The 20,763-nt window shown below is 30.3% G+C and carries 19 protein-coding genes; 4 read left to right on the top strand and 15 right to left on the bottom strand.

Annotation, left to right across the window (positions count from 1 at the left end; translation table 11 throughout):
* Positions 1 to 102 precede the first annotated feature (102 nt).
* Positions 103 to 597: a YbhB/YbcL family Raf kinase inhibitor-like protein gene (locus Q0C16_RS00690; RefSeq protein ID WP_292319115.1), complete on the top strand. Its 495-nt coding sequence runs from the start codon at positions 103 to 105 to the stop codon at positions 595 to 597.
* Here the strand turns inward: Q0C16_RS00690 and Q0C16_RS00695 are convergent, their stop codons facing one another.
* From Q0C16_RS00695 to Q0C16_RS00725, 7 genes are read right to left on the bottom strand one after another with little or no spacing between them, the layout of a single operon-like run.
* On the bottom strand, positions 598 to 2,232 hold the full coding sequence (locus Q0C16_RS00695; RefSeq protein ID WP_292319116.1) for a flagellar protein J: 1,635 nt from the start codon (positions 2,230 to 2,232) through the stop codon (positions 598 to 600).
* On the bottom strand, positions 2,225 to 5,089 hold the full coding sequence (locus Q0C16_RS00700) for an ATPase, T2SS/T4P/T4SS family (protein ID WP_292319117.1): 2,865 nt from the start codon (positions 5,087 to 5,089) through the stop codon (positions 2,225 to 2,227). The genes Q0C16_RS00695 and Q0C16_RS00700 overlap by 8 nt, the downstream gene beginning before the upstream one ends.
* A gap of 12 nt (positions 5,090 to 5,101) precedes the next feature.
* Complete coding sequence (locus Q0C16_RS00705; protein WP_292319118.1) at positions 5,102 to 5,791, bottom strand: ATPase domain-containing protein; 690 nt, start codon at positions 5,789 to 5,791, stop codon at positions 5,102 to 5,104.
* An 11-nt stretch (positions 5,792 to 5,802) separates the two neighbouring features.
* Entirely contained in the window at positions 5,803 to 6,285 is a 483-nt protein-coding gene (locus Q0C16_RS00710; RefSeq protein WP_292319119.1) for a hypothetical protein, read from the bottom strand.
* 9 nt (positions 6,286 to 6,294) lie between these two features.
* Positions 6,295 to 6,789, bottom strand: a complete 495-nt coding sequence (locus tag Q0C16_RS00715; RefSeq protein ID WP_292319120.1) for a hypothetical protein — start codon at positions 6,787 to 6,789, stop codon at positions 6,295 to 6,297.
* Positions 6,789 to 7,469, bottom strand: a complete 681-nt coding sequence (locus Q0C16_RS00720; protein ID WP_292319121.1) for a hypothetical protein — start codon at positions 7,467 to 7,469, stop codon at positions 6,789 to 6,791. The genes Q0C16_RS00715 and Q0C16_RS00720 overlap by 1 nt, the downstream gene beginning before the upstream one ends.
* A complete protein-coding gene (locus tag Q0C16_RS00725) occupies positions 7,466 to 7,813 on the bottom strand; it encodes a hypothetical protein (RefSeq protein WP_292319122.1) in 348 nt (115 codons plus the stop codon). Before Q0C16_RS00725 ends, Q0C16_RS00720 begins: the two co-directional genes overlap by 4 nt.
* 188 nt (positions 7,814 to 8,001) lie before the next feature.
* On the opposite strand from Q0C16_RS00725, the gene Q0C16_RS00730 reads away from it, so the two are divergent.
* Positions 8,002 to 8,454, top strand: coding sequence for a hypothetical protein (locus Q0C16_RS00730; protein ID WP_292319123.1), 453 nt, complete (start codon positions 8,002 to 8,004; stop codon positions 8,452 to 8,454).
* An 86-nt stretch (positions 8,455 to 8,540) separates the two neighbouring features.
* Here the strand turns inward: Q0C16_RS00730 and Q0C16_RS00735 are convergent, their stop codons facing one another.
* Together Q0C16_RS00735 and Q0C16_RS00740 are read right to left on the bottom strand one after the other, a co-directional pair.
* Positions 8,541 to 9,173 (bottom strand): archaellin/type IV pilin N-terminal domain-containing protein, encoded by a 633-nt coding sequence (locus Q0C16_RS00735; RefSeq protein WP_292319124.1) that lies wholly within the window; start codon positions 9,171 to 9,173, stop codon positions 8,541 to 8,543.
* A 286-nt stretch (positions 9,174 to 9,459) separates the two neighbouring features.
* Positions 9,460 to 10,470, bottom strand: a complete 1,011-nt coding sequence (locus Q0C16_RS00740; protein WP_292319167.1) for a PLP-dependent lyase/thiolase — start codon at positions 10,468 to 10,470, stop codon at positions 9,460 to 9,462.
* A 79-nt stretch (positions 10,471 to 10,549) separates the two neighbouring features.
* On the opposite strand from Q0C16_RS00740, the gene Q0C16_RS00745 reads away from it, so the two are divergent.
* Together Q0C16_RS00745 and Q0C16_RS00750 are read left to right on the top strand one after the other, a co-directional pair.
* A complete protein-coding gene (locus tag Q0C16_RS00745; protein ID WP_292319125.1) occupies positions 10,550 to 11,707 on the top strand; it encodes an alanine--glyoxylate aminotransferase family protein in 1,158 nt (385 codons plus the stop codon).
* A 64-nt stretch (positions 11,708 to 11,771) separates the two neighbouring features.
* Positions 11,772 to 12,986, top strand: a complete 1,215-nt coding sequence (locus Q0C16_RS00750) for an MFS transporter (RefSeq protein ID WP_292319126.1) — start codon at positions 11,772 to 11,774, stop codon at positions 12,984 to 12,986.
* Positions 12,987 to 12,995: 9 nt separating this feature from the next.
* On the opposite strand, the gene Q0C16_RS00755 is transcribed toward Q0C16_RS00750, so the two are convergent.
* The 6 genes from Q0C16_RS00755 to Q0C16_RS00780 form a co-directional block, all read right to left on the bottom strand.
* Complete coding sequence (locus Q0C16_RS00755) at positions 12,996 to 14,027, bottom strand: ThiF family adenylyltransferase (RefSeq protein WP_292319127.1); 1,032 nt, start codon at positions 14,025 to 14,027, stop codon at positions 12,996 to 12,998.
* Positions 14,028 to 14,068: 41 nt separating this feature from the next.
* Complete coding sequence (locus Q0C16_RS00760; RefSeq protein WP_292319128.1) at positions 14,069 to 15,580, bottom strand: cation:proton antiporter; 1,512 nt, start codon at positions 15,578 to 15,580, stop codon at positions 14,069 to 14,071.
* 16 nt (positions 15,581 to 15,596) lie between these two features.
* Complete coding sequence (locus Q0C16_RS00765) at positions 15,597 to 17,177, bottom strand: PINc/VapC family ATPase (protein ID WP_292319129.1); 1,581 nt, start codon at positions 17,175 to 17,177, stop codon at positions 15,597 to 15,599.
* A gap of 704 nt (positions 17,178 to 17,881) precedes the next feature.
* Positions 17,882 to 18,964, bottom strand: coding sequence for an ABC transporter ATP-binding protein (locus Q0C16_RS00770; RefSeq protein ID WP_292319130.1), 1,083 nt, complete (start codon positions 18,962 to 18,964; stop codon positions 17,882 to 17,884).
* Positions 18,965 to 18,973: 9 nt separating this feature from the next.
* Positions 18,974 to 19,864 (bottom strand): ABC transporter permease subunit, encoded by an 891-nt coding sequence (locus Q0C16_RS00775; protein WP_367117868.1) that lies wholly within the window; start codon positions 19,862 to 19,864, stop codon positions 18,974 to 18,976.
* Position 19,865: 1 nt separating this feature from the next.
* Positions 19,866 to 20,756, bottom strand: a complete 891-nt coding sequence (locus Q0C16_RS00780) for a carbohydrate ABC transporter permease (protein WP_292319132.1) — start codon at positions 20,754 to 20,756, stop codon at positions 19,866 to 19,868.
* Between the last annotated feature and the right edge of the window lie 7 nt (positions 20,757 to 20,763).

Raw genomic sequence — 20,763 nt, forward strand, 5'->3', positions numbered from 1 at the left:
TATTTTTATGGAATGAGGTTGCCACGGGTCTGATAGGTGATGATACCTGTCTCAACCGACCAATTTATATTTTTTGAGCGTCACTATAGAACGGGGATTAAAATGCCCAGAGAGTATTTGTTGAAAGATGGAAGTGAATTTAGTTTAACTTCTGATGATTTTAAAAATGGTGAAACTATACCAAAAAGGTTTACATGCGATGGGGATAACATAAGTCCAAGACTTAAATGGAATGGATTGAGCGAAGCGAAAAGTTATGCATTAATAGTTTATGATCCTGATGCTCCAATGAAGACATTTATTCATTGGGTTTTATACGATATTCCTCCATCTTTAAATTCATTGTATGAGGCTATACAGAAAAATGTAGTTGTAGAAGGAGTCGGAAAACAAGGTAAAAATGATTTTGGTGAGATTGGCTACGATGGCCCATGTCCTCCAAGAGGTCATGGTGTTCATAGATATTATTTTGCAATGCATGCTCTAAATGTTGATCAACTAAATATTAAGGGAGAAGTGAACGCCGACAAACTTATTAATTTAATCAGAGGAAAAGTGATCGGTTACGGACTATTAATGGGTAAATATCAAAGATAATTAGATTTGAGGAGTAGATGTAACTGGAAATAGATGAAACATATACATAGTTATAGCGTCTACACCAACTAATGTTAAACCAGTTAGAATAAACATTATAGCTAAAAATAGATAAAATGATCTTACACTTCCTACCTTTGTTATTGCTAATATATACGAATTAATTACTGCAAGTATTACGGAAAAAGCGATAGTACCTAAGTTAAGAAAAACAACCATGCCAGGCTGAGGAGAGATAAATCCAGGGAAAGTTGAAGAAAGACCGGAGCTTAAAGGAACTAAGAGGCTATTAAAATAATATGTTATTAATGACATAAATTCTAATATAGCTATGATACTTGCGTGCATTATTATTAAAGCCGAAAAGAAATTCCCAAAAACTTGTAATTTTTTTTGCCTTAAAGAGAGTATCATATTATCAAAATCTGATAATACAACACCTACATTTAACAAATCTCCGCCATATTTATCTGTATCAGAAAATATCTTTAGAGATCTATATATAGTTTCACTGTTTGTATCTAAACCGAACTTTTGCATTGCAATGTCATTTTCAACGCCAAGAAACAGAGCAGAATTTAATTTTTTTAATAAATTCTTTAATTTTCCCAGTTCAACCTTTGCTAAATCTTTGATTGCTTGTTTCAAATTTGGTACTTGTGAAAGGTATGTGCCTAAACTTCTAATCATTACTGGGAAAAATGTATCATAATCATTAATTACGTTTTCCATATTATTTATTATATATCCTGCAGGTATTAACAATAAGCCTATTATAAGCATTGAAAAACCTAAAGTTACATAATTTATTGCATCGTTTATAATATAATATGATAGAATCATTCCAATAATAATAGCGACTATTGCTAGTATATCAGCAAATTGTGCTACAGGATTTCTTGATGCTTTTGCTTCAAAGTAATCTTTAGGCGCTTTTAAAATAACCAATGAACCCAATATAATAATAATAAACATTGCAGATATGTAACCCATTAGGATCATTTTAAGACTTCCTCCGCCAAAGAAAAATGATAACATGAGCAATGTAGATATTGCAAAAATTACAGAAACCATCGTTGATGTATATACGCCGTATAGGACATTTAAAGAATCTAATGATCTATTATAAATATTCTCAAAATTAAACTTCAATGTGTCGAATTCTACTTTTAAGAAAGTTACGAGCTCTTCTCCAACAGAGGATACAACTGCAAACCTTTCTAAAAACTCTTTAAATGCCTTATTTTTCTCTCTTAAAGCAATCAAGCTAACAGCTTCTGGTACCGTATAACCCCATTTTTTGGAAAGTTCTCCAGCTCTTTTTAATACCTTTGAATACCTTCCATGAGGACCTTCTCCAGCAATTTTTAAAACAACTCCTGGAGGTTGAGAACCTGTTGAAATCGAATACATATGCATAATAGAATATAATAAATCATAATCTATTTTCACATAGCTTCTATTTTTTAAATAAAGTAATAAATAAAATAATATTCCGGAAATTACTATTCCGAGTCCAATATAAAGAAAAGGTCTATCTATTATTAAAATAATTAAACCTAGAGCAATTAAACCCAAAGTTATAAAAGTCGTTAATTTTAACTTTGTTTTGATAAAATGCATTAAATTACTCATTTAGATTTAGCCTCCCAGAAACTAATTCTTTTAATGCATTTTCTATTCCTATAGATTCCGCAATAGTGATTGCCTTGAAAACTTTATAATAATCAAACACTTTTTTATTTACTAGTTCTCTTAAATATTTTGCTCTTAAGTCAAGTTCGTCATAAATAAGTCCGTAATTCTTTCTACTCAACCCTCTCATTCTGGCTATTTTTTCTTCAAGCAAATAAGAAGATCCCTTACCTGAGAAAAGAAACTTGTCAGTACTTGGATCCCAGTTAAATATTGGTATAGCGCTTACTTGGTCTGTATTTGGGTCGTAACCTACTAGCTCATATAAAGATGTTTGTCTTCTTACCAACAAACCTGTCTTTGAATATGTTGATGCTTGAAACCATGCAAAATTTAAATTATCCATATATGGTTTGGGTATATTTATAGGATTTCCAGTGAGTCTTTGGATTAACCTTGTTAAGTCTCCAGCATGAAATGTGGCCATAACAGGATGACCTGTGTCTTCTAATGGTATTGGATAGCCATTATTAAATCCTATATAATATTTTGCTCCTTCTAACATTAAATCATACGTATAATCTTCAATACTATAATCAGCTTTTATTATTTTTACGAATTCTTTATTGTCTTCATAAATAATTCTGTATTTCGATTTAACTAAATCTAACGAAAACATATACCCTGAATACCAAAGTTTACTTATGTAAATATTTAATTTATCTTCATTAATTTTTATAAATTTAATTGATACATCGCTATAAGAGTTAATTCTATAATTGGTAAGATCTTGATAAGAAATTTTATTTTTAAAAGTTTTAAGTAATTTATTTGCTATTTTTTTCCTTTGATAGAATTTTGGTTCTTTATAAAATAATTCTTTTAACATATTGATTGCATATAAGATCTCCTCATCTTCTTTGAAGTTTATTATAATGGGATTTTTAATCGATGAGAATGCAGTAGAAGATATAAAGCCTGAAATAATTAATTTTGTTACATTAAAATCAATATTAGGTATTTTGATTTTAATCTTTTTTCCATCAAATTCAATGAAGTTATTTTTTAGAAGCCAATCAACAAAAAACAATTCTAACTCATAATAGTAATATTTTCTACCTGACTTCCTCATTGGAATTATTGGTAGGTTATCAATCGTCATAAATTCTTCTAATTTATTAGTAGTTTTGAGTATGAACTTCCCCTTTCTATAACTAACATAGCTTCCTAAAATTACCCCAATTAAATACCAAAATAATGGATTTGATATGTTTAATTTACCTTCTTTAAATTTTATGTATTTCTTTGTCGTTTCAAAGTTTTTAATTCTTTTCACATATACCTCTTTATTATTTTTTAATAAATTTACTATTTGATTGGCCTCAATTTCACCATAGTTCGTTATAAATTTATGATTTTTTGTCACATCAAAAACGTTACCATCTTCAAGTTCAATCCTTATTAATTTTTCTTTTGGCATCATAGATATAGCAACAAGCTTAGCTTTAACTATTTTCCCATTATTATATGAAGGGATTTTGATTTCTTCATTTTTAATATAAACTATCTCTTTATTATCTATTATTTCGCTGCCAAATCTGCTTTTATAAAAATTAAATAAATCTTTGATATTTTTTATCTCATTTTCTAGTATTATTTTACCCTCTTTTATACATTGCATGGCCTGAAATGCTATGGCTCCTTCTGCACCCCTTATTTCTCCGACTATTATATAATCTGGTCTTTGCCTTAATGCTGCTCTTAGCAAATCAAATAAAGTTACACTTGTTTCTGGCTTTCCAGTATCCCTTGCAAGCTCTCTAGTCCAATTCGAATGAGGTAATTGTATTTCGGCCGTATCTTCTATTGTTACAATTTTATTTGTAGGTTTAATAAATGCGGCAATGGCATTCAAAGCAGTTGTTTTACCTGATGCAGTTTCTCCACATATAAAACCGCTCATCCCTTCTCTTAAAAGCATCCAAGTATATGCTCCAACCCTTTCATCTATAGTGTTCCAATCTATTAGTTGAGTAACACTTATTGGTATTTGAGAAAATTTTCTTATAGTAAAATTAGTTCCATTTAAGCTAACGTCTGATCCAAAAACAATATTTAATCTGCTACCATCAGGCAAGCTAGCATCAACTATTGGTCTAGCCCTGGTTATAGGCTTACCAATTTTTTCTCCTAATCTTAAAACAAAAGAATCCAATTCATCTTGGGATTTAAAACCCAAATTGCTGGCTAATCTATTAAAAATTTTATGAACAACATATATTGGACCAACACCACTGCATGATATATCTTCCAAAAAAGGATCTCTTAAAAACGGTTCTAGAACCCCAACTCCAATCTTATCCCTTATTATGTGATACTTTAAATAATTTATCGTTTCTTTTTTCACGGGAATTTTTTCAATATAGAAAGAATTCATCATGGTTTTATAATCTATTTCTTTGTTAGTCGGTTCTAATATTTCATCAATAAGTTTAAGCAACATTTTTTTCCTTTCTTGAGCGTTCTCAGGCGCTTCTTCATGAATTTTATTTGCAAGAGCTATGTCTACAAGTCTTAAAATTTCATTTTTTGGCTTAGGAGGTTCAATAACAATATATTTACCCATATCGCTTCCTTTTACAGATGAAACGTGTATAAATACCCCTCCTCCAACAGGATAAATAAAATTAAATTCTCTTAGTTTTCTCATACTAGAATCTGGTTTGCTTATATATTGAGGAGGATTTTCAACGCTTTTCATATAATTATCTAAATAATCAGGTTTCTCTCCGAAGTCCGGTTCTTTAGCTTCTATTTCGCTTTTTTTCCTTTTAAATATGTTCAATTTGATTGCCATTGCTATCCCCGCTTAAGAAACAACTATTGGTATAACCTTTATCCCGAAAGCTGGGTCTATATCAAATGTTATATTGCTTTGCGCTCCAGATTGAAGCCCCTTTAATTTTATTATATTCATAACTTTAAGTCTTCTTCCTGCAATGCTAGCCTCCGTTAGTTTTATATAACCATCAGCAGAGTTTTTCATCATTAAGTCTACTTCTTGTTGAAATGAATTTGGATGAAAAGTTACTACAACGCTTTTACCTTCATCGGAAATTCTTCTAAAAGTTTCTATAGCTAATCTCACATAATCTGCAGATGCCTCAGCCAGGTAAGAAAGACTATCAATTATTATAGCTTCTGTCTTAATGATGTCTTTTATTAATATGTTCGCTAATTGCTTAAGCAAAATATTAGCAAAATTTTCATTTAGTGACAAACCTACACTCATATTATATATGTATAAGTTTCCTTTCGCAAAATAGTCTAAAAAATCAAAACCAGACTGCGCTGCTTTAGTTATAAAACTATAGCTATCCCCTTCACTTGTAAAATAGGTAACCCTAAAACCAGATCTTAAATATGCCTGCGTTAACAATAACGCTATTCCAGTTTTTCCACTTCCATGAGAACCTTCTATAACTATAAAACTTGGATGTGGAATTCCGCCAGCTAGTCTTTGATCAATTTCTTCGTTACCTGTGCTGAGTATCTGCACACTTTTTTCACCTAGTATGTATAGGTTGCTTCAATACCTTTTAGGGGTGATACCACTATTACTAATGGATAGCTTCTATTAGCCTGATTAGGTAAGTTTATCTTTATCTCTAAAGTTTCTCCAGGTAAAATACCATTATAGTAAATATATGGAGAACTATATGAATTTACAAAAATTTCTATTGGAAACCAAGAAACATTATATTGAAGAAGTGTTACAACCTGAGTTTTATCAGTTGAATTATATTCAACTATTATGTCAAATTGATTTATATCGTAAATCAAATTGCTTCCTATATTTGTTATATTAACTAATAGGGTTTGATTATTGCTTTCAAGAATAGCTCCAGTAATTTTAATCTCATCTTGAACATTAATATTTAGATTTGATGTTGAAATTTTGTATCCCGTTAAAATAAGAGAGGCTAATGATCCAAGAACTACAACTAATGCAACCGCAGCAATTACCATACCAACGGCAATTTCTATTCCCAAAAATATCACCTATGGTGTTGATTGTACAACATTGCTAAATGTTTGCCCATTTGGTAAAGATATAGAAACTTGAATAGTTTTGCCATAGTTTGCACCTGTATAAACATAGATAATTGCAGTAGATCCGGGCGTCATATCATTATTATTTCCACCAATTATTTTGTAAATATTCCAATATCCTAAACCACCACTAGGATTATAAGTATAAAAACCCATAGTAGAGTTTACTGATCCCAAATATATTTGTGTCCTAGAAAAAGATGCTTGAGTTAACGTTTCCATTCCATTGTCTCTCACATATATGACGTATCCATTGATAGTTTGATTATAATATCCATATACAATACTTAACGATGTTGATAGTTGTTGGCTTATAGCTTCAGCATTTTGTGAATATGAAGACATAATTTGATATGTTTTTACTATTACTACTGAGCTTACAGCGCTAACTAATATTATAGTAACTAATAAAAATATTGTGTGGCTAATTGGCACATCGCTCATTATCTAACCTCTTCTTGTCTTTTTAATTTATTAATTACAATTTTGCTAAGAGAATCCTTAACAAGCTCATTATTCTCTCCGCTTAATTCATTAAGCATTAAAGCAACTAATGCTAGTGATTCATTTGGAGTTAAACCCTTATCTCCAGCCATTATCATTACATTTAAAAGTTTCTTAGTAGCATCTGCTTCTTGTTGTGTTAAGTAACCTAAAGATTTCATTGCATCTATGGCTTGCTCAAAAAACTCTTTAGGAAGCATATATAAATCTGAAACCAAGGAAAGAAGTTTAAAAACGTTCGTAGTTTCGACTTTTTCTCTTCTCTCTTCTTCTCTTTTTATTATTTCTTTTCTAATAATTTCTTCTGGCTGTTTTTCTGTCTGTATCTTTTTAATTGACTCCTTTAATTCAATTTCTTCATTTGGGGATTGTAAGTTTTTAGATGTTTGCTGCATAGTCTCACTATTTGCTACTTGTTGCGATCTTGATTGATTATTACTTTGTGGTTGAATATTACTTTGTTGGGCTTGTGATTGTAAACTTACTCTGAGCAAAGGATTAGTTAGATCATTTATTATAGCTCTTAATTGGGAGGTAGCATCTCTTAACGCTTCAGCTATTTCCTTAACAGAATCATCTTGTTTTTTCTCAATAGGAGGTGTTTGAGGAGGTTGACTCAATTGCTCACACCTCCCAATAATTTTATGTTTATTTGATAGCTTATATAATATAAATCCTGATAATATTTTTTTGTTAATCTTAGCCAGGTCTTTTTCCTGAAAGGGATTGAACAACCTCCCTTAATTCTATATCCAATAATTGCTGGTATAGGAATGTTTATTGATGATAATACAATTAGAGCCAATCCCAAAATAAAATATAACATGCTATATGGTTTCATCAATATAAATAGTATTCCTAAAATTTCTATTAAAAGAAACATAGATGTTAACAGATAAGACTCGATCTTTATTTTTCTGGCCGTTTTATTGTTCCCGCTTACATATAAATAAGTTTTTGGCAATACAATCACCTTAATTATATTTGTATTTAATTGAACTTTTATTTAATTTCATATAGTTTCCCCTGAGCTATATATCATTTTGATTACAAAAATACAAATAAATTTTCCTTTTTGTGGGCTCTTTTATTTATGAGTATACCTTAACCCCTGTAATACCTAGGTAGAGTAAAAATAAAAATGTGATTTATATGAGAAGACCGAAATTGCCCAAAATAAAGGTACCGGAAGAAAATGGGAAAAGTGCTATAATAATGTTAATTGCAATATTCGTGTTAGTTATTATTATTGTAATTAATGTTCCAAAAATTATGTATATTATAGGTACAACGCAATTTCAGCTTACTAACGAAAGTATAAGCGTAGTGCAATGTTTCTCATTTCAGAACCAAAATGGTCTCATAACAATCGTGGCATATGTGCAAAATATAGGAAAATCAAATGCCGTAATTACATCAGCTTATCTCTATGATCAAAATGGGCTAGAAGATGCTAGCAATACCAGCTTATCAGTAAAGATTCCTCCAGGAAAAGCGTTACCAATATATATACAAACATTTGCCTTAACGCCTGGCAATCTATATAAGGTTTCTGTATATACTGAAGTTGGTACTTATTCTTCATGTGAACTAACATACCAGTAAATTTTAAAAATAAAAATAGTGAAATATAATAAAACCATTTTAATATAAAAATAATATAAAAATAATATAAAAATAAAATATGAAGTTTATCCTAAATCTATTGTGGTGTTTTCTGGTGTGTCAGGAGGTATAATTCTTGATACTGTTAATGCTCCACCTACACTTGGTTTTATTGTTACTGTAAAGCTATTATATGCAGTTAAGGATTTACCGTTAGGTAAGCTTATTACTAATAGAGCTTGTCCATAGGGTCCTAAAACTGTTGGAGTTACGTTACCTGTTAAGAAATAGGCTTTTGCTATAGGACCATTTGAACTATTATTATGTAAGCTATACAAGCTAGTTGATGCTGAAATTGATTTTTTGCTAACACCGATATATATATTTGGATATGACCCATATTGATCAGAAAATGATACTACAAAAGTAGCTGTATCAAATGAAACGTAACCTGTACCCGGTGTCACACCTAAAGGTATAGCCAATTCGTCAACCCCAGTTCCTGTTGAATTTGTTAGTCCTAGTATTTCTCCATTGACTTCTAATGCTGTGGAAGCTTGTTGTAATCCGTTAACCATTGTCTGCTTTGCCTTTGTTGCTGATGTCATACCCATATCTAATACAACAAATGCAACCGCAGCAGCCACCAATACAAAGGCAATTAGAATTATAGCAGTATCAATACCAACCATACCTTTCTTTTTTCTATTTAAAACCATATAGGCCACCTTGCCTATTTATCTTTATATACTTAACATTAATAACGATTTAGTTCATATCAAATAACTAAAATAAAGATGTATACCTGAATTAAGTATTACAACTAAATTAATATGGTATTATTAATAGATTTAATTTTTAGTTTTACTCAAGTTAAAGCTTTATTTCTATACAATTATTTAATTTCTAAAATTAATTAATTACTCTTCACGAACAAAAAGAATGATTACTTTAATTATATTAGAAATTATAATGCTTTAGATAAGTACAATTTAAAAAACTGATTTATATTTTGCTTATTATTTTTTCAATTAAGTCATAAAATTTAAGCCCATTACCTGTAAGCATTGCTACATATTTGTTTATATCATAATTCAATTCGTTAAGTTTAATTAGTGCTATATAAGATACAGCTGATGTAGGCTCTACCATATAACCTAAATTCCATAGTTTTTTTAAACCAAGTTTAATTTCCTCATCGTCTATAACTAATAGCCCACCATTACTTTCTTTAATGACGCTTAATGCATCATAAACCCTTGGTGCTTTTTTTAATGCGAGTCCATCAGCTAACTTCGATTCTTTTCCTTTAGATTCATATATAGGTTCGATAAATTCCCTTAAAGAAGCTGTTTCTTTTCCTTGAACTGCAAACATTTTAGCATTTATTCCGATTTCTTTTAATCCATAATATGTTCCTAAAAATAATGAAAAACTGGAAGTTGGAACTACAATACCTCTGGGATTAATATGTTTAATTTCTTCAGCAATACTTTTCATACCTTCAATGAAGAAAGGATTTCTAGCATGAGATACATAAAAACATTCCTTTGATAATTCTTCAGCAATATTTGAGGCTTCGTCTCTTGTTTCTGATTCTATAACTTCAGCTCCCAAAGATCTTAGAATTGATTTTTTTCCAGGAGGTGCATATTTTGGTATAACTATTTTGCTTTTAATTCCTAGCCTTGATGAAAAAGCTGCTGTAGATATACCAGTATTTCCGCTTGAGTCTTCTACAGAGCACTTGTATTTTAATTGAGAAGCAAGTTGTAAGCTATATGATACCCCTCTATCCTTAAAGCTACCAGTAGGATTTAGATACTCAAGCTTAAAATAAACATCATTTTTATTAATACTTTCCTTAACAATAGGTGTATTTCCTTCTCCAAGTATTGATCTAAATTTTGGTGGTATACCTTTTATATAAAGTGATGATTTACAAACAGGGCAGTAAGGATAATATTTATTTTCTTCTCCTTCAAACCCACATTTTTTACAAAATAAACTCCACATTTTCTCCACAATTAATATTGAAAAATAAACACTTAAAATTTTTACTTTATAAAAAGATAGTATGTAAGATGGTGAAAGTATGGTTAAATATTACACAGATGAAATTTTGCTAACTCCAGGTCCCACTCAAGTTCCTTTAGATATCTATCAAAGTATGATTACCAAGGCTAAAAATACCGATTTAGATGAAGAATTCATAGTTTTCTACAATAACTTAAGAAACAAACTAAAGAATTTAATAAATATGAAAAAGGGTGATGTTTATATAATGTTAGGTGAAGCAATGATAGGTTTGGAAACAGCTATATCAAATACAATAAACCAAGGAGACAAGGTTTTAATTATAGATAATGGTGTTTACGGCGATGGATTCAAAGATTTAGTTAAAATGTACAAAGGTATTCCATTAACGATGGGTTTAGATTGGAGAAAAAGTGCTGACCCGAATGAGATAGATAGAGCATTAGAAAAAAATAAAGACATCGATACTGTTACCTTAGTGCATTGCGATACACCATCAGGTATTTTGAACGATTTAAATCAAATATCTAAAGTTGTTAAATCTCATGGAGCATTACTTATCGTTGATGCTGTATCTAGTTTAGCAACATCAGAAATAAAATTTGATAATATAGATATTATGATTGGTGGGTCTCAAAAGGCATTAAATGTACCTGCTGGGTTAACAATAGTTGCATTAAGTGATTATGCATGGGAAAAGATTAAAAAGGTAAACTACCAAGGGTACTATATGAATTTAACTTTATGGAAGGAAATGTTTGATTACAAAGATACGTTTCCTTACACTATGAATGATACTTTGATTTATGCTTTAGATACTTCATTGAATAATTTATTTAAAGAAGGTTTAGAAAACGTTTACGAAAGGCATAAGTTAGCAAAAAAAGCATCCTTAAAAGCATTAGAATCTCTGAACCTAGAATTATATCCCGAAAATGAATATTATTCTTCACCAAGTGTTACAGCTTTTTTATTACCTAAAGGCATTAATGATAAAGATTTAAGAGAATTAACAAGGAAGAAATATGGTGTTATGATAGCAGGTAGTTGGGGTAAGCTTGAAGGGAAAGTTGCAAGAATTGGACATATGGGATATCAAGCATCTCTAAATAACTTATTGATAGCTTACTCGGCTTTATCAAGATCTCTAAATGATTTAGGATATAAAAATTCAATAACTGATGTACTAGGGGCTATAGAAGAATCCTATCCCTAAATTTTATTGAACGTTCAGCAGAGCTAATATTATTAATTCAATTCAATTTATTTGGTGAAAATTTGTGAATGAAATAAACAGAATTGATTATGGACCTTTAAATAAGTATCAATGGCTAATAATAATTTCCTCATCTTTCAGTATGTTAATTTATGGTCTAGTTTTAGCTTTACCTTCAATTTCAACTACGTGGAGCTTTGTACCTCAAAATTATTACGTATACATATTTCTTTCAATTCCAATAGGGACAATTATAGGAAACATGGTTATAGGTAGGCTAGCGGATACTAAAGGAAGAAAAAATATGTTTATATTAACATTATTATTGTATGGATTAGGTTCTTTAATAGTTTTAGTATCAAATAATTTTTTGGTTTTGATTTTAGGCTTGCTTATTTCTCAAATAGGTCTTGGAGGAGAAATGCCTACGCTTTTAACTTATCTATCAGAAATGATTCCAATAAAATATAGAGAAATTGTATTAATATTTACAACTAACATTGCAAATGTAGGTGTGTTAATAGGCGGTATCATTTCATTAAAGGCAGGTCTTCTTTCAATAGAACAAGAAAGATTTTATTATTTGATATCTTTAATAGCATCAATATCATTAATGCTAGTATTTAGGTTAATGATACCCGAGTCATTGAGATGGGAGATTAAGAAGAAAAAAGAAATTGGAAAAAGGGTTAAAATTGAACAGCTATGGTTTAAAATTTACTTTTTAACTTCTTTGATAATTGCAACAGCATTAACTTATGCTTTATTAGCATTAACTATAGGTCCTTACTTATTTCCTAAATTGACTTCAATTTTATTAGTTATTTATAATTTAGGGGAAAGTATTGGTGGTTTCATTTCATTAGGCATTATTAAAAGAATTGGCACGAAATTTTTTGCTGTTTTTTCTTATATGGGAGGTTTCATAATTATGATATTTGTCGTTATTGATTATATTTTTGCAAAAAATGTATTACAATTATTTTTGGCCCTGTTATTTATAAATGGATTATTTGGAGAATTTGCATGGGCTGCAAGAGTCTCATTAGAACCAGTTATATTTCCAACAAACTTTAGATCAACGGGAATAGCTATTTCAAGACTTTTGCCATATATTTTATACGCGGCCTCTATTTTTTATGCAGCTTCTTTTGATGTAATGCAATATTTAATATATAATATCATATTATGGGGAATTGGCGGCTTAGCATCTATATTATGGTATGTTTATGGGGTTGAAACAATTAATAAAAAACTTGAGGACATCAATAATGAATAATTTTAAATCTTATTGAATTAAAATATTAAAGAGATCATCATATATTTTCTTTGCAGTATTTATATCATCGATTCCTTCTACCATGCCTAAGCCATTATTCATGAGAACCATTTGAATAGTATCTTTTTGTACTCTTAAACTATATTTGTTTATAGATATTACATTAAATTTTTCTTTAATTTTATTAATTTTTTTACTAAAATCAAAATTAACAAATTTTTCTGGCCTTATTTCTACAGCATGCGTCCCGCAAATCTTTACTACACCTCTTAACGTTTTTTTCTCTAAAAATTCATAGTGATGTAAACCGCATGTAGTACACTTCTCATTTTTAGTTATTTTTATCTTTTCTATGCTCACATCTCTTCCATCTATTACAAATAAAACACCATAGGGCACTTCATTACCTGCTAAGTATCTTATAGCTAAATTAGAAGATATGGAAGAAACTAATGAAGTCATAGTTCCAATAGAAGGTATAATATCGCAACTCTCATTTTGATTGCTAATTTCAGGTATAAGGCATCTAAGGCAAGGCCCTTGATTCGGTTTTATGAACATAACATTACCATACCACGAATTAACGCCTGCGTAAATCCAGGGTATGTTGTGTTTAACTGAAACATCATTAATTAAAAATCTAGCCTCTAAGTTATCTGTTCCATCAAGAATTAAATCGACATCTTCTAAAAACTTTTCGGCGTTTAAAGAATCAAATTCATCTATAGCACTTTCTACTTTGATACTTTGATCTATTTCTTTAATCCACTTTTCACAGGCAATAGCCTTAGGCAATGATTCCAAAGCATCTTTTTCTGTAATCATATGAGTCCTATGTAAATTACTTAAATCTATATAATCTCTATCTATAATTTTGATTTTTTTAATTCCTGCCCTTGCTAAAATTTCTGCCTGGGTTGAACCCAAGGCACCACAGCCTACAATAGCTATTTTGGAATTCATAATTTTTTCCATACCTTCATATCCTATATCTTGCATTAATAATTGTCTAGAGAACCTTGCTAAATCATTTTTATTCAATTATTACCACCAAGATCATATTATACATAAAACCTAAATTTTTATCTGCTGTAAATCTTTAATATATCTCTTCTATATAATGGGAACACTAGCTTACCATCCTTATCAATTATAGCTATTACATAGAGGTCCTTATCTTTTATTCTTCTTACAGCTTCACCTATAGTATTATTATATAATAATACTTCAACTTGTTTTAAATAGGTTTCACATATCATCGTGTTCTCGTAATTGTTAGGATCTACATCTATGAGACTTCTTATAGAAAAAACTCCAATTGGAACCATATCACGGTTAACAACAACAATTTCATTTATATCTTTTTTTGAAAATATTTTTGCAGCATCAGATAATGTAGAATCGCAATGCAATATGTCATAGTCATCAACTTTAATAGTTGATAATGGCATTGAAAGCTTAATATTTTCAATTTTTTCTCCAGGTAACTTCCATTTTCTTAAAACAAATGGGAATATTATTGCAACTATAGCTATTGTTAAAACCGAAAAAGAATATTGATATCCGGTTATGTAATTGCTCAGTAATGAAATAAGCAACAATGATGTATCAACGCCGCCCTTGGCCGTTTGGGCCCACGAATTGAGCCATTTGTTTTGAAATTTTATTATATCGGAAGAAAGATACCCAGAAAAAAGCTTAGATGCTAGAACAATTCCAACAAGTATTAATGACATTATAACTATGTTAGCTGTTATCTTAACAACTTCTAGTCCAATATCAGCAAAAAATATTGGTTCGAAAAAACCATAAGTTAATCCTCGAACTCTTTCTAAAATTTCTTGTCTGTCTTCGAAGTAATCTCTAAACAAATATCCTAGAAAAAGAGCTGAAATAGCGGCATTGAAGCCATAATAGTCTGAGAAATAACCTACGATTAAAATTATTGATATTATTAATGCCAATTCAATTTCTCTTGCTTTTAATAAGTACAATATTTTTGAAAATATTTTCGAATATATTTGCCCTAGAGCAAAAATAGCTATTATTACCAAAGAAGTTCCGATGAAAGCTTCTAATATCCTTGTTTTTTGACTAAATCCTACAAATAAAATAATAAATATAATTTCAGTTATCACAGCTTGATAAAAGAGTGTAGTTCCCGTTTTTGTTTTTGAAATATTCATATCAGAAAGTGCTCTTGCAAGAGGACCAGTGCTTGTCATAGCTAATGGTACAGCTAATATTAAAGCATTCTCAGTGTTTATTAGTTTAAAAAATAACAAAATAAAAGTAATGGGAATCAATACTTGTATTAAAGACGCAACAAATAATTTTATGTTTGGCCTTTCATTTAAATTAAACTCCTCAGCTCCAGCAAGAAATAAAATAAAAGTTATGCCTAGTTGAGATAAGAAATTTATTGATTGATTTGGAACTATAAAATTTAATACTGCTGGCCCCAATATAATACCAGAAACAATTATACTAACAAATGCTGGAATGTAGAATTTTTTTAGGCTCTCTTCTAGTACTTTAGCAATTAATATTATAACACCAACGTAGAGAAACGATATAATTGTGGAATTAATCATTAATAGTTTTATCCTCCTAATCTAATGGTATAAACTTTAAGTCTAATCCATATTCATCTGCAATTTTCTTTATTGATTTTACCTTTTTCGCTGTAACTCTTGAATGCCTAGGTATCCTTATAATAAGGCTACCTTCGCTTATTTCAGTCTTCGCATTAGGAATTAGCCTACTTATTTTATCTGATATAGATGAAAAGTCCTCTTCCAATAAATTTAAGCTAGTTTTACCCCCTTTACCTTCTCTATATTTTCTTCTTACAGGAATTACCATAGTTTGTTCTCCAAATGTATATAGTTCATATTCAAGTTCACCTGTCAAATAGTTCTTCACTTCAACAACAGGTCTTGCTAACTCAGCTTCTTTTAACCCAGTAGGAAGCCTTACAGTTATTTCTAATTCATAAACTTTCTCAACACTTCCATTATTTATAAATATTACGGTATCAATTATACTTGGTATCATACCCAGTTCAACCCTTGTAGCGATTCTTTGTATTGCATCTATTGGTGATGTAGCATGAGTTACACCTACCATGCCTATTCCTGCTAATCTCAAATCCACATAGAGCTTAAAATCATCATCGTCTCTCAATTCGTCAAAAAATGTATAATCAGGTCTTGATAAAAGTAATATATCATGGAGTTCTGTCATTTCTGCATAAGTTTTTGAATATTGAGTTACATCTGGAGGTAATCTCATATCTCTGGGGGATTCAATAGTTTTCACTATTTTTCCTTTGCTAGAATAAAATTCTGCAAGAGCCTGAGCAAAAGTTGTTTTACCAGCTCCTGGTGATCCGCTTATTAGAATTCCTTCAGCCCTTTCTAACAGTCTTTTCATTAACTTTTCAGGTAAATTATAATCTTCTAACTTTAGTCTGACTATTGGTCTTACTGCCGTTATTTCCCATCCATCGCTTAATGGAGGTCTTGTAATTATAATTCTATAGTCTTTAAGTTGAATTATTGTGGATCCTGTTCTATCTATTTCTACAAATCCTTCCTCCATTGTAGAGGCCCTTTCTATTATTTCTCTCGACATTTCTTCAATTTGAGACCTATCTAAGGTTTTATCTGAAAGCTTAACGAATATCCAACTGCCAGGCTTGCCTATTTTTGCTAATGGTAAAGCTCCTTCTTTCAAATGAACACTCATAGTTTTCTCATCAAAAAATTCTTCTATTTTTAGTTTTCCAGATTTCTTAGATCCCGTAAATAGAACAGGTATATTTAACGCTTCAGAGGATTCTAACATCATCAAATCACTTGTTATTATAATAGCACTTGATTTCCAAGCGTAATCTCTAATTTCTTTTTTTAATTCTTCATAAGTTATTTCTTTTATTAATTTTCTATCTCTTTCCACTATATCTATTTGAACTCCACTTCTTTTTATATTACCTATCTTCTTAATTTCATCTAAACCAGTAAATCCTATGCTCATTCCTTTTTTAGCTTGGTTATAAAAATACTCAATTAGATCTTTTAATATTATCACTCTTCCTACAGGAACCATACCTTCCTCAATGGCTCTCCTCGCACTACCGTCTAATACAGATTCTATGTCAACCAGATATAGGCCTGCATTTTCTACCAACTTTGTTGTCCCCTTACCAATATTTTTATGTAAAATAGGAGTATAAATTATATTATTCTTTTTTAAATTCAAAGAATTTTAAAGCCATTGTTAACGGCTTAGATCATTCAAACCGAAAGAAGAATATGTTTATCTAACATATTCTGCAAAAATAATAAAAATAAGGAGACTAAAACGCTTCTAGAGAACTATAGAAGGCCTTTTAGAGAAAGCTTTTGATTGGTTGTGGAAAAGGACAAAGATAGAAAGAAATGAGGTAAGAAGTGGAAGTAAAATCAGAACTAAGGTCAAGACTTCTTTACCTAAAAAGAATGTGTTATACAAAACATTATTGGATTAATTAGAGAAAATTAATGTCTTGGCTTCCCATTACGTTAATAAGGCTATTAATGACGCATGTATGAGTTGGTGTTATCCTGCTAAAGAAGAGAAAAGTGAAAGATTCTATACTTTGTGGCCATAGTAAAGCCCAAGGATTAAGAATTGAAATATAGATTCGTCAAAATTCTATGAGTCCCAAACCTATTAGGAGAAGAACCAAAAATCTCATTATAAAATCTATCTTCCAATTTTTCACTCATTAATTTATTAAAATAAAACTTAAAACAATATTAGATACAAATCTACCGTAAAATATGATGTAAAATGAAGAAAATTAGTGTTTTTAATATATTAAATACAAAGAAAAACAATAATAGTAATAATTATCTTAACAAATTTTTCCCGCTTTTCTTATCAAATAAAACTAATGAATCTTCTTGTATATCAAAATTTACTTCATCCCCTCTAGAATAATTAGCAAACGCCGGTTGAATTAGCCTTAAAAGAACATTATCTCCTACATCTATGTGAATAACAGTATACGCACCGATTTTTTCAGTCATAGAAACCTTTCCCTTAAATTGTCCTTTACCTATAATAGCATCTTCAGGTCTAAAGCCTATTATAACTTCTTGTCCATCATTAATATTGTTTAAATACCTTTTAGGTAAACCAAATTTTAAATTCCCCCTAATAAATGATATCTCATTATTCTTAACGATACCTTCAACAAGATTCATTGGAGGGTTGCCAACAAATGAAGCTACCCAGCTGTTTCTTGGATTTTTATATACTTCCATAGGATCCCCGTAATCCTGTATTATCCCATCATGCAAAATTCCCAATTTAGTTGCTAAGGATAATGCCTCTACTTGGTCGTGTGTAACGTAAACTATTGTAGTATTTAATTTCCTGTGAAGTTCCTTTAATTCCTCTCTAGCATATACTCTAACAATTGCATCAAGGTTTGCCATAGGTTCATCCATTAATATTATATCAGCTCCCTTTACTAAGGCTTTTGCTATAGCAACTCTTTGCCTTTGTCCGCCGCTCAATTCTGAAGGCTTTTTTTGCAAAATATCGCTTATCTTTAAAATATCAGCTATGTATTTAACTTTTGATTCTATTTCATTTTTTGATACATGTGAGATTTTTAATGGGTATGCAATGTTATCATATACTGACATAAATGGATAAATTGCATAGCTCTGAAATACCATTGCTATGTTCCTTTCTTTTGGTGATAAATCATCTACATTTTTCCCTCTTAAAAATACATGACCTTTATCTTGTTTAATTAAACCTGCTATAACTCTCAGAATTGTTGTTTTCCCTTCTCCTGAAGGACCTAAAATAACCGCTAATTCCCCTTTGTCGATTGACAAATTAAGACCTTTAAGAGGCGTAGTAACAACTTTTTTCGTTTTATATGTTTTCCATATATCCTCTAATTTTATGTATTCCATTTATATCACCTATTTTATCCCTGCTAAATTACTATAAGCTTTAGTCATCATCTTTTGGGATACTAAAAATAAACCCATTAATGGTAAACCCATTAGTACCGCTCCAGCTGCAAATATATTATATGCTGGAGCAGCTGCATAATTAAACAAACCTGATAAATAATAAAGACCTATCATAGCTGTCCACTTTGTTGATGCAGGACCAATAAAAGCATATGCTAAAGCGTAATCCATGTATGCCCCTAAAAAGCCTAGTAAGGCAGTAAGCATAACAACTGGTAAGGCTAATCTAAATATAATCCTTAAAAATGCTTGAAATCTTGATAATCCGTCTATCATTGCTGCCTCCTCATAATCAGGTGGTATAGAATCTATAGAAAGCTTAGCTAGAAAAGCTGCGAAAACCGCTGTACCAGGAGTATATGCCAGGATTAAGCCAAGGTAATTCAATAGGTGGAATTTCGCAAATAAGAGATAGAGGGGAACAGCTGTTGCTGTCATAGGTAAAAACGTTATTATATAAATAAATGTTGCAAGTGTTTGCTTAGCTGGTATTTGCATTCTTGATAAGGAATAACCAGCTAGCATAGCTAATATAACAGATAAAACTGCTGTTGCAGCTGCTAATTCTATACTATGTAAAACCCATATAGGAAAGTTGGGAACCTTTATAGATGGAATGAATCTTCCTTCTAAGAGCGTTTTATATGCTCCCAAATAAATATGATTTGGTATTAGCGTCTTTATGCTTATTGAAATTAATCCACCTACTTTGCTAAACGATGTCATAATAATATAATAAATAGGTAAAACTGACCATATCGCTATTGCAATGAGAACCAAATATGAAATAATCAATCTCACAATTTTCTTAATTAACCTAAATTTCAAATTAACCACCTCATGTTATGTTCTCCAAAACTCCAGTAAACTTTAAAACAATTATACCAAGACCAACAGTTATTATTGTGGAAACTATTGAAAGAGCTGCTGCAAATGCATAATTATATTGGCTGAAAGCCTGCTGATAAGCATAAACTGTAAAGGTTTCCGTTGCAATACCTGGACCCCCTCCTGTTAATATGTAAATTGGGTAGAAGTTATTCCATGTAAATACAAAGCTTGTTATAAAAACAAAAGCTATAATTTTTCTTAAGGATGGAAATGTAATTGTTGCAAACTTTTGCAAAGGTCCCGCTCCATCTACATCTGCTATTTCATAGAGTTCTTGAGGTATGCTTTGCAAACCAGAATAGAAAACTGTCATGTAATAGGGAAAGCTTAACCACAAATTGGTTACAATTAATTCAGTCCACGCAGAGCTTACAGATATCAATGAATTTACGTGAGGCAAATGAAGAAATGGTAAGAGATATCTATTCATGAATCCATACGGATCTACCCACATGCCTTGCCAAACTAATAATGAAATAAAACCAGGAAAAGCCCATGGCAAAATTAGAATGGCGTAAAAAATTGATTTACCATATAAATCCTTTTGATTTAGTATTATAGCTAATGATAAGCCTAAAGCTATCATAGGAATTAGGCTTCCAAGAGTCCATATAACTGTGTTTATTAAAAGTGTCGCTAAATATTTATCCTTAATCATCATTTCATAATTAAACAATCCAATGTATTTGAAATGAAGGAAGTGAATAGCTGCCATGTTAGTAAAGGAAATATAAACTGAATATATTAATGGATACAAGAAAAGAAGCAAAACAACAATAAAAAGAGGAAGAATATATAAAAAACCAATTATTTTTTGTTTTGTATTCCAACTAACCATTTACTAT

The sequence above is a fragment of the Caldisphaera sp. genome, from assembly GCF_023256325.1.
Lineage (GTDB): Archaea > Thermoproteota > Thermoprotei_A > Sulfolobales > Acidilobaceae > Caldisphaera.

Coding starts and splice junctions, on each gene's coding strand:
- Q0C16_RS00690 (WP_292319115.1), top strand. CDS start 103: ATGCCCAGAGAGTATTTGTTGAAAGATGGAAGTGAATTTAGTTTAACT.
- Q0C16_RS00700 (WP_292319117.1), bottom strand. CDS start 5,089: ATGGCAATCAAATTGAACATATTTAAAAGGAAAAAAAGCGAAATAGAA.
- Q0C16_RS00780 (WP_292319132.1), bottom strand. CDS start 20,756: ATGGTTAGTTGGAATACAAAACAAAAAATAATTGGTTTTTTATATATT.
- Q0C16_RS00740 (WP_292319167.1), bottom strand. CDS start 10,470: ATGTGGAGTTTATTTTGTAAAAAATGTGGGTTTGAAGGAGAAGAAAAT.
- Q0C16_RS00730 (WP_292319123.1), top strand. CDS start 8,002: ATGAGAAGACCGAAATTGCCCAAAATAAAGGTACCGGAAGAAAATGGG.
- Q0C16_RS00760 (WP_292319128.1), bottom strand. CDS start 15,580: ATGATTAATTCCACAATTATATCGTTTCTCTACGTTGGTGTTATAATA.
- Q0C16_RS00745 (WP_292319125.1), top strand. CDS start 10,550: ATGGTTAAATATTACACAGATGAAATTTTGCTAACTCCAGGTCCCACT.
- Q0C16_RS00715 (WP_292319120.1), bottom strand. CDS start 6,789: ATGAGCGATGTGCCAATTAGCCACACAATATTTTTATTAGTTACTATA.
- Q0C16_RS00770 (WP_292319130.1), bottom strand. CDS start 18,964: ATGGAATACATAAAATTAGAGGATATATGGAAAACATATAAAACGAAA.
- Q0C16_RS00695 (WP_292319116.1), bottom strand. CDS start 2,232: ATGAGTAATTTAATGCATTTTATCAAAACAAAGTTAAAATTAACGACT.
- Q0C16_RS00735 (WP_292319124.1), bottom strand. CDS start 9,173: ATGGTTTTAAATAGAAAAAAGAAAGGTATGGTTGGTATTGATACTGCT.